Origin of the sequence: Granulicella tundricola MP5ACTX9 (assembly GCF_000178975.2) — a bacterium.
Lineage (GTDB): Bacteria > Acidobacteriota > Terriglobia > Terriglobales > Acidobacteriaceae > Edaphobacter > Edaphobacter tundricola.
The window spans coordinates 108,096-115,221 of the sequence record NC_015060.1 but is presented as its reverse complement, the minus strand read 5'-3'; the positions used below and the strand labels follow the sequence as shown (position 1 = coordinate 115,221).

Sequence of the window (7,126 nt, the reverse complement as noted above, 5' to 3'; positions counted from 1 at the left end):
CAGGGGCCGGGAAGCTCTCAGAGAGAGGATGCGACATTGCCGAACACACTGTGCTCGGCTGCTAGGGTTTTCCGTAATGCTGCTCGGGCGTTTCCACTTTCTGTCGCGGAATGATAATCCCAGCTTCCGACAATAGGTGTTCTGCTTCGCTAGATATTTTCGGAGGGGAGTAGCTAGCGGAGAATGTGTAGCTGCCGGAGAGCATTAAGCCAGAGCTCGGCGGCCAGTTGGCTGGAACTCGAAGAGACTCCCCCGGATGCAGCAATGTCCAGTTTCTTGTAAGGCTGCTGACAGTTAACGGTGGCACCGGATATATGCCACCGCCGGGGCCACAACTGCTTATTCCTGAACCAATTCCGTCGCCGTTCACCGGTACAAACGCCCATTGAAACCGAATGAATCCGTTTTGTGAAGGGCTGCTGCAGTTGAACTCTGGCGGGGGAATGCTGATATCTCTACCGCTGACATTAGTAAGTACGAAGATAAACCCGCTTGCCACACCATCCGCGAAAGCGGTCGGCAAGAGTTCGAGCCTTATCTCAGGCGGCAGTGCCTGTTCAGATTGTGACCAGATGCGCATGGGAGCCAACATCAAGCAAGCCAACAGGCATAAAGCGAACGTCTTCATGGCCGTCCTCACGATGGAGTTTACCAGTGCCCTGTTCTCGCTTGGCTGCGACTCGATACGACATCTCCCTGAAAGTCGTTTCTGGCAACGTCGAGGTTTCCGAATCAACAGAGCACCGGCGCACCTCATCTGAAACGGTCGTTTTAGAGAGCACAAGCTACTCAACACTATGCGACTAATGAGATGGTCCGCCGCTTGATTCCTCTGCGTTCCCGGGAGGATCTTAGAAGCAGCTTTTACAAGGATTATGCTCGGGCTGGCACTGGCAGGAGTCCATGAACCCTACGCAACCACAGTCACTAATCGATGGAAGGCGGTTGGGTTTCCTCCACTACGGAGCTTCGCTCCGTATTTTTCGTATGTTTGTTCCGTGGATCTGACGTTCTTTTTAGCCACCGCTGCGGGGTTGGTTCGCGATGCGGACCGTCCCAGCAACAAGGTTGACATCGCATATCTGTACTACCTCCCCTTCTGCACAGTCTTCACATCGAAGGATCGTTTGCATAAGAATCTCGCGCCTCTCTTCCTGCATTCCATGCAAAATTTCATTTCAGGGGATGAGATGAAGGCCGATCTCGCGCGGCTGAATGCTCGCTACTCTGCTCTTCCCAAAGAGACCAAGCTGAAAGGCATGATGAATTTTGCCAGTGAGCCACCGGACGACGAGAGCTTTCTGACAACACGGATGTGGGACAAGTAGCATCCCAAATGGAGGACGCTCCGCCATCAAAAGAACCCTCATCTATCCGAAGAAGACAACAGAGCGCTTGTAGACGAGGTGAACTCGTGGGCGGACAAGGGCGAACCGATCGAGGGAGATGCCTATATAACCACTGACCAGTGTGAAGTCGTCACGGTTTCACGCAAGATCCTTCTTCGAAAGGGTAGCTGGAGACGAGTTTCTCCTGAAGTCGAGGCATCCGCGATCGCTGGCAAGTAGCAAAGTTGCTTGTTGTTGATTTTTGTATGTATAATAAAACAAAAGACTTAAGTCCGATAACCGCAATTATGTATAGTCAATCGCGGCTTAATGTCATTATCGGACGCAAGGCCCTCAGGAACTTAGAAAGTTGATCCTCCGCTGATGCGAAGGATCGACTAATCCAACCACTGTCGATCTCACTTTACGGGTGCGATCATGTCCTTGGCTGCCTTGGCAACGCGGAATTTGACGGCGGTCTTGGCCTTGATCTTGATCGATTCCCCCGTTTGGGGATTACGGCCGATGCGTGCGGCGCGCTGAGCTTTCACCAGCTTACCGAGTCCCGGAATGGTGAACTCGCCATTCTTCTTCGTCTCTTGAATCGCGGTTGACGCGAGGAGATCAAAGAATGCTGCGGATTGCTTCAAGGACAACTCCATCTTCTCTGCAACCAGCTTGACCAACTCTGACTTCGTCATCTTCTTCGTGGTGGAGGTTTTTTTCGCAGGAGCTGCGCTGGTCTTTGCTGCTACTGGTGCGACGATCTTCTTCGCCGGTGCTTTATTCGTTGCCATGGGGTCCTCGATGTTGAGCGGTTTATTTGATTACGAGCGCTTTGCCGGAGTTTTCTTGGCGGCGATCGTCTTTGCTGGCGTCTTCTTCGCCGCAGCAGGTGAAACTTCTTTCGGAGGTGATACATGAGCCATGACTGACGCGCCAAGCTCCCTGGTTTCTGCGGTAGACATCATGCTGGGCGACTTCATCGCCTTCTGCGCGAGCTTCTTGATCTTTGGAGACGTGATTGCTGCTGGTGCTTTAGGCATTTCACAATTCTACGTCCTAGAGCCATCGGAGTTCCAGAAGAGATGCGCAAACGAGATCAGAGCCAGCCTTTAGCACGTGCTAGTCGTGCAGCCTCTGTTCGATTATGTGCACCTAGCTTTGAGATGGCCTCGGATAGATAGTTTCTGATCGTTCCCTCTGTAAGGCGGAGTGTCCGAGCCAGTTCAGCCGTGCTCTCGCCTTCCCCCGCACGTCGCAAGACTTCGCGCTCTCTTTCTGTAAGTGGTCCAGCATCGGCGGACCATGACTCGGCGGCTAGACCAGGATCGATGACTCGTTCACCATGCGCCACACGTCTGACGGCCTCCGCCATCTCTGTAGACGGGCAGTCCTTCAACAGATACCCAACAGCGCCCGCATCCAGCGCACGTCGAAGGTAGCCAGGCCGAGCGAATGTCGTCAAGATCAGAACGCGGGTTGATGGGTAGAGCTCCTTCACCCTGATAGCTAGATCGAGCCCCGTTACTTGTGGCATTTCGATGTCTGTGACCAATACCGCAGGCAGATGAAGACCTACCGCTCTTAGTGCTTCTGCGCCGTTGCTGACAGAAGCCACTACTTTGATATCCGGTTCGATGCCCAACATGATCGTCAAGGAACTTCGCAGAATGCCCTGATCCTCTGCGAGTACAACCGTGATCGGCTTCTCAGAAGGGCTCACAAACGACCGCCAGTCTCAAAGTCTCTAGTGCGGCTCTCTAAGGATGCAGGCAGCTCCGCAAGCAAACGCATCCCGCCTAACGGAGAACCATCGATGACCAAGCTGCCACGCGCATGTCGAAGGCGTTCTCTCATCCCGTCAATACCGTTCCCATCGGCACCCTGCTTTCCCAAGCCGTCATCCTCAATTGTGAGCCTTATAAGAGAATCTTTGGAAACTTCTACTCTGCATTCTGTGGCATAGGCATGACGAAGGATGTTTGTCGTGGCCTCCCGGAGCACGAAACAAAGCAGGTCGCTCTCCAACGGCGAGAGATCCACGAAGTCCATTTTTGTATAGAGCTGGACTCCGGCACTTCCAAGCGCATTCCTGGTCTTGCTCACTTCAGCCTCTACGCCCTCCGCGCGGTACCCAGTCACCGCAGACCGTACCTCGTGGAGCGCCTCTCGCGCTGTAGCCTCCACTTCGGCAATCTCACGATGAGCAACATCAGGTTGGAGAGAAAAGAGACGGTTTGCTACATCGCTTTTGACTGCAATTACGGTGAGGGTGTGGCCGAGCAGGTCATGCAGGTCTCGTGCGATGCGTTCGCGTTCCGCTTGTTGCGTGAGATATTCGATCTCCTCATTGGCCTTTCGCAACTGTCCGCTGACGAAAACCTGGCGGGCAAAGGAGAAGTTGCTCAGACCAATGACCACCATAAAGAACACAACAGATTGAGCAACGGACCAAGGCAAATGCAACCACCAGGTCTCCAGAAACAATCCTGCTGCTTGAGCAGCAAGGATGACGGCGAACCTGCGAAAGGCAGAAGAAATAGTTCCTTGTCGGAGGAAGAAGCTGCTTACGACTACGGCAAAGACGAATTCGCCTCCAGCATTCGGATTGAAAGGATAGTAAAGATATCCCAGCAGGAAGAGGACGGTGAGCCAAAACCGCTGTTCTCTCCTACTGCCGCGCAAAACCCGGAGGTATCCGGTCAAAAAGATACCGTAGAACACCAAGAAGACTGTCCAGACCGCAAAGGAGCGGCGGTGGATCGGTTCTGCGAACCAAAATACGGAATACAGCAAAGAACCCCAGCGGAGCAGCCGCGTTTCATCGCGGAGCATACCAATCACGTTCACACCGCCATGTGTTCGGTTCCGATCCATGGGTTTCGAGTCTCCTGACCCTACTATCTTCGCGCAAGCTGGCCCTTCCCGAAATCGCTCACCGTCATGGCTGAGAGATGACATCTGTCACCTCTCAAGGTTGATACCTTCCAATGGTGCTCACCAACGTAAAGCGCGATGATCTCGTTATCAACCAAGGAGACCGCGCCATGCACACCGACCCACTCTGGATGAAAGTCTTTCTCACTGTTCACGTGTCCGCCGGTATGGTGTCGTTCATCCTTGCGCCCGTAGCTTTGGCGACTGCAAAGGGCGGCACGCAGCATCGGCGCTGGGGTATGGTTTACCTCTGGTCCATGGGAGTGGTGTCGTGTACAGCTCTGCCGATGGCCCTGTTTCGCCCCGTGCTCTTCCTCGCACTGGTCTCGGTGGTTAGCGCGTATCTCGCCTTCTCCGGATATCGTGTTCTGAAGTTGAAGGATCTAGCCAGCGGCGGTTCAGCACGACCGATCGATTGGGTGGCCGCCTGTGTTGCTCTTGCGGGATCGGTTTCACTGGTTGCCTTGGGATGGCTACGTCCAGCAGCGGTGCAGCATATGCAAGTGGTCGCGATACTGCTCGGTAGTCTAGGCACGCGTGGGATCATCGCCGACCTCTGGCGTTTTGTTCGAAGACCAACCGACAAGATGTTCTGGTGGTACTCGCATCTGACGAAGTTCATCGCCAGCTACATTGCGGCCTGGACCGCTTTCTCCACCGCCACCCTTAGCCACTTCTTCCGGCATGCCGGAATCATCCTATGGCTATGGCCCGCAGCAATAGGAGTTCCAGCTATCGTTCTCACTACGGCCTACTACAAACGAAAGTTTGCCGCTCGTAAGCCACCCACTCTTGCTACCGGCCTTGCTGCCGCTTAAATCATCTGAGCGATTCTTCGTGGATCGGCAAAGCTCTGCAGGGGAAACATATTGATTACAAGTCGTTTACGTCTGAAAAGCCTACTTATGTATAGTCAAACTATTAGCGCCCGATAGAAAGGTTATCTCGTCGTTCAAAATGGACCGTTGGGCGAAAATGCCAGTCAGACTCCGGGTCACATGACAGGGTGGGATGTGGGGATGCCGCTCAAATCCGGACGAGGATGGCTGCTATACGCGAGTGGATGGGTCCCTTATGCGGCCAGCTACTTCCTCATTTTTCGGCTCCAGCCATACTCCCCTCATTCCTCTTATGGCCAGGCGCTCCTGGATGCCGTGGTAAACGTCCTACCGGTAGCGTTACTCGGGGTCGCTGTGTTCTGGTTAGCCAGCCGGCTCCGCTGGCCCAGCCGACATCCAATCCGATTTGCAGTCGCACACCTTTTTGGAGCCGTCAGCTTTGCGCTGCTGTGGTGGGCGTCGGTTCAGACGCTCATGTCCCTTCAAACTCTGATCGTTACGCACCGCTGGCGCTACAATCCATGGGGAATCTATGCAGCGCAGTGGCAGGCCTTCAGCGGGTTAATGGTCTACGGAACCCTGATTGGCTTCTCCTACATGGTGCAAGCACAAGAGCGGGCACGCCTGGAGGAGAGACTTCGCATGGAGGCTGAAGCTCTGCGAATCCGCTCCGATCTTAGCGCGCTCCGGTCACAGCTAAACCCTCACTTCCTCTTCAATACGCTCAACTCAGTCATCGCTCTCGTAGGAACTGATTCACTGAAAGCCGAACAGGCCCTTCTGAGTCTGTCGTCAATGCTCCGGTATGCATTGTCCTCGCACAGTGAGATTGAAGAAGCGGAGGTGACCTTTGAAGAGGAATTACGTTTCACCGAAGCCTATCTCTCATTGGAGAAGCTGCGGCTTGGTGACCGGCTTCGAATCGAGCGTTCCATCGACCCCGCGACGCTGCTTCTGGAGTTGCCTTCACTCACCTTGCAGCCTCTCGTAGAGAATGCGATCAAGCACAGCATTTCCAAACGTCCGACAGGAGGAACGCTTGCCATCCGAGCCAGTGCTCGGCATGGGGATCTAAACATCGAAGTTTGGGACGATGGCGAGGGGGTATCTTCTGAGAACATTGCGAAAAGCAGCGGCCTTGGGCTAAAAACCGTGAGGCGGCGAGTCGAGCTTTATTACGAGAGTCTCGGAAGTATGACGGTCAGCTCAACCCCTGAAGCTGGCACGACGGTCTCGTTACGCCTGCCTCAGGATGAATCTCTACCTCTTACGTCATGACGATTCGAGCATTGATCGTTGAAGATGAACCGTTGGCTATTGACCGTCTCCGGAGCTGTCTGGCGTATGCAAGCGAACTCGACCTTGTAGGTGAAGCCAGAAACGGAGCGGCGGCGGTAGAAATGATCGACAGATTCAAGCCGGATCTCGTGTTTCTCGACATCCAACTGCCGATCCTATCTGGGTTCGAGGTGCTCCGCTCTGTCGAATACCGGCCTGCCGTTATTTTCACGACTGCGCACGATGAATACGCTGTGCCAGCATTCGAGTGGGGTGCATTCGATTACCTGCTTAAACCCTTCGACAAGGAACGTGTCGCTCTTGCTCTTAGCCGCTTCCAGGAGCGTAGTGGTCTTTCCGATGGAGGAGTAGCCCTTGTGGAAAGGCTTGACACGATGGAGAGCAAAGGGGCACTACAACGCTTCTTCGTGAAGCAGCGCGGCGTCACCATTCCCGTCGATTCAGAGCATATCGTGGCTATCCTTGCCGAAGGCGATTACTGCAGAGTGCATCTGGAAAATGAGAACCATCTCGTACACCTTCCTTTGCGTGAATTCGAAAACCGCTTAAGTTCCGTCCTATTTCGGCGAGTCCATCGCTCCGCTTTGATCAACATTGCAAAGGTCGTCCGTATCGAAGCTTCAGGCCGTGGAGCAAACGTCTCCATGCAGGGCGGAGTGACCGCCCCAGCGAGCAGGTCAGGTCTAGCGCAGCTAAAGAGCTTGCGTCTTTAGGCTTCGA

9 protein-coding genes are annotated in these 7,126 nt (G+C 54.2%); 4 read left to right on the top strand and 5 right to left on the bottom strand.

All coding sequences use genetic code 11. From position 1 onward, the window contains the following. Positions 1–61 precede the first annotated feature (61 nt). The gene (locus ACIX9_RS25345) at positions 62–628 is read right to left on the bottom strand and encodes a hypothetical protein (protein ID WP_157478426.1); all 567 of its coding nucleotides are present in this window, start codon (positions 626–628) and stop codon (positions 62–64) included. A gap of 370 nt (positions 629–998) precedes the next feature. On the opposite strand from ACIX9_RS25345, the gene ACIX9_RS23305 reads away from it, so the two are divergent. Beyond that, positions 999–1,328 (top strand): hypothetical protein, encoded by a 330-nt coding sequence (locus tag ACIX9_RS23305; protein ID WP_041598299.1) that lies wholly within the window; start codon positions 999–1,001, stop codon positions 1,326–1,328. A 419-nt stretch (positions 1,329–1,747) separates the two neighbouring features. Here the strand turns inward: ACIX9_RS23305 and ACIX9_RS23300 are convergent, their stop codons facing one another. The 4 genes from ACIX9_RS23300 to ACIX9_RS23285 are packed head-to-tail and all read right to left on the bottom strand — an operon-like array spanning position 1,748 to position 4,208. Then, on the bottom strand, positions 1,748–2,125 hold the full coding sequence (locus ACIX9_RS23300) for an HU family DNA-binding protein (RefSeq protein WP_013573349.1): 378 nt from the start codon (positions 2,123–2,125) through the stop codon (positions 1,748–1,750). Positions 2,126–2,155: 30 nt separating this feature from the next. Beyond that, on the bottom strand, positions 2,156–2,374 hold the full coding sequence (locus ACIX9_RS26215; protein ID WP_157478424.1) for an RNA polymerase subunit sigma: 219 nt from the start codon (positions 2,372–2,374) through the stop codon (positions 2,156–2,158). 56 nt (positions 2,375–2,430) lie between these two features. Continuing rightward, the gene (locus tag ACIX9_RS23290; RefSeq protein WP_013573347.1) at positions 2,431–3,054 is read right to left on the bottom strand and encodes a response regulator transcription factor; all 624 of its coding nucleotides are present in this window, start codon (positions 3,052–3,054) and stop codon (positions 2,431–2,433) included. Beyond that, complete coding sequence (locus tag ACIX9_RS23285; RefSeq protein WP_013573346.1) at positions 3,051–4,208, bottom strand: sensor histidine kinase; 1,158 nt, start codon at positions 4,206–4,208, stop codon at positions 3,051–3,053. Before ACIX9_RS23285 ends, ACIX9_RS23290 begins: the two co-directional genes overlap by 4 nt. 113 nt (positions 4,209–4,321) lie before the next feature. Here ACIX9_RS23285 and ACIX9_RS23280 point away from each other — a divergent pair, with 113 nt between their 5' ends. The 3 genes from ACIX9_RS23280 to ACIX9_RS23270 all read left to right on the top strand — a co-directional run bounded on the left by ACIX9_RS23280 (position 4,322) and on the right by ACIX9_RS23270 (position 7,119). After that, on the top strand, positions 4,322–5,086 hold the full coding sequence (locus ACIX9_RS23280) for a DUF2306 domain-containing protein (protein WP_232298997.1): 765 nt from the start codon (positions 4,322–4,324) through the stop codon (positions 5,084–5,086). A gap of 495 nt (positions 5,087–5,581) precedes the next feature. After that, positions 5,582–6,385, top strand: coding sequence for a sensor histidine kinase (locus tag ACIX9_RS24355; protein WP_198152267.1), 804 nt, complete (start codon positions 5,582–5,584; stop codon positions 6,383–6,385). Continuing rightward, positions 6,382–7,119, top strand: a complete 738-nt coding sequence (locus ACIX9_RS23270; protein WP_013573343.1) for a LytR/AlgR family response regulator transcription factor — start codon at positions 6,382–6,384, stop codon at positions 7,117–7,119. The genes ACIX9_RS24355 and ACIX9_RS23270 overlap by 4 nt, the downstream gene beginning before the upstream one ends. Positions 7,120–7,126: the final 7 nt, after the last annotated feature.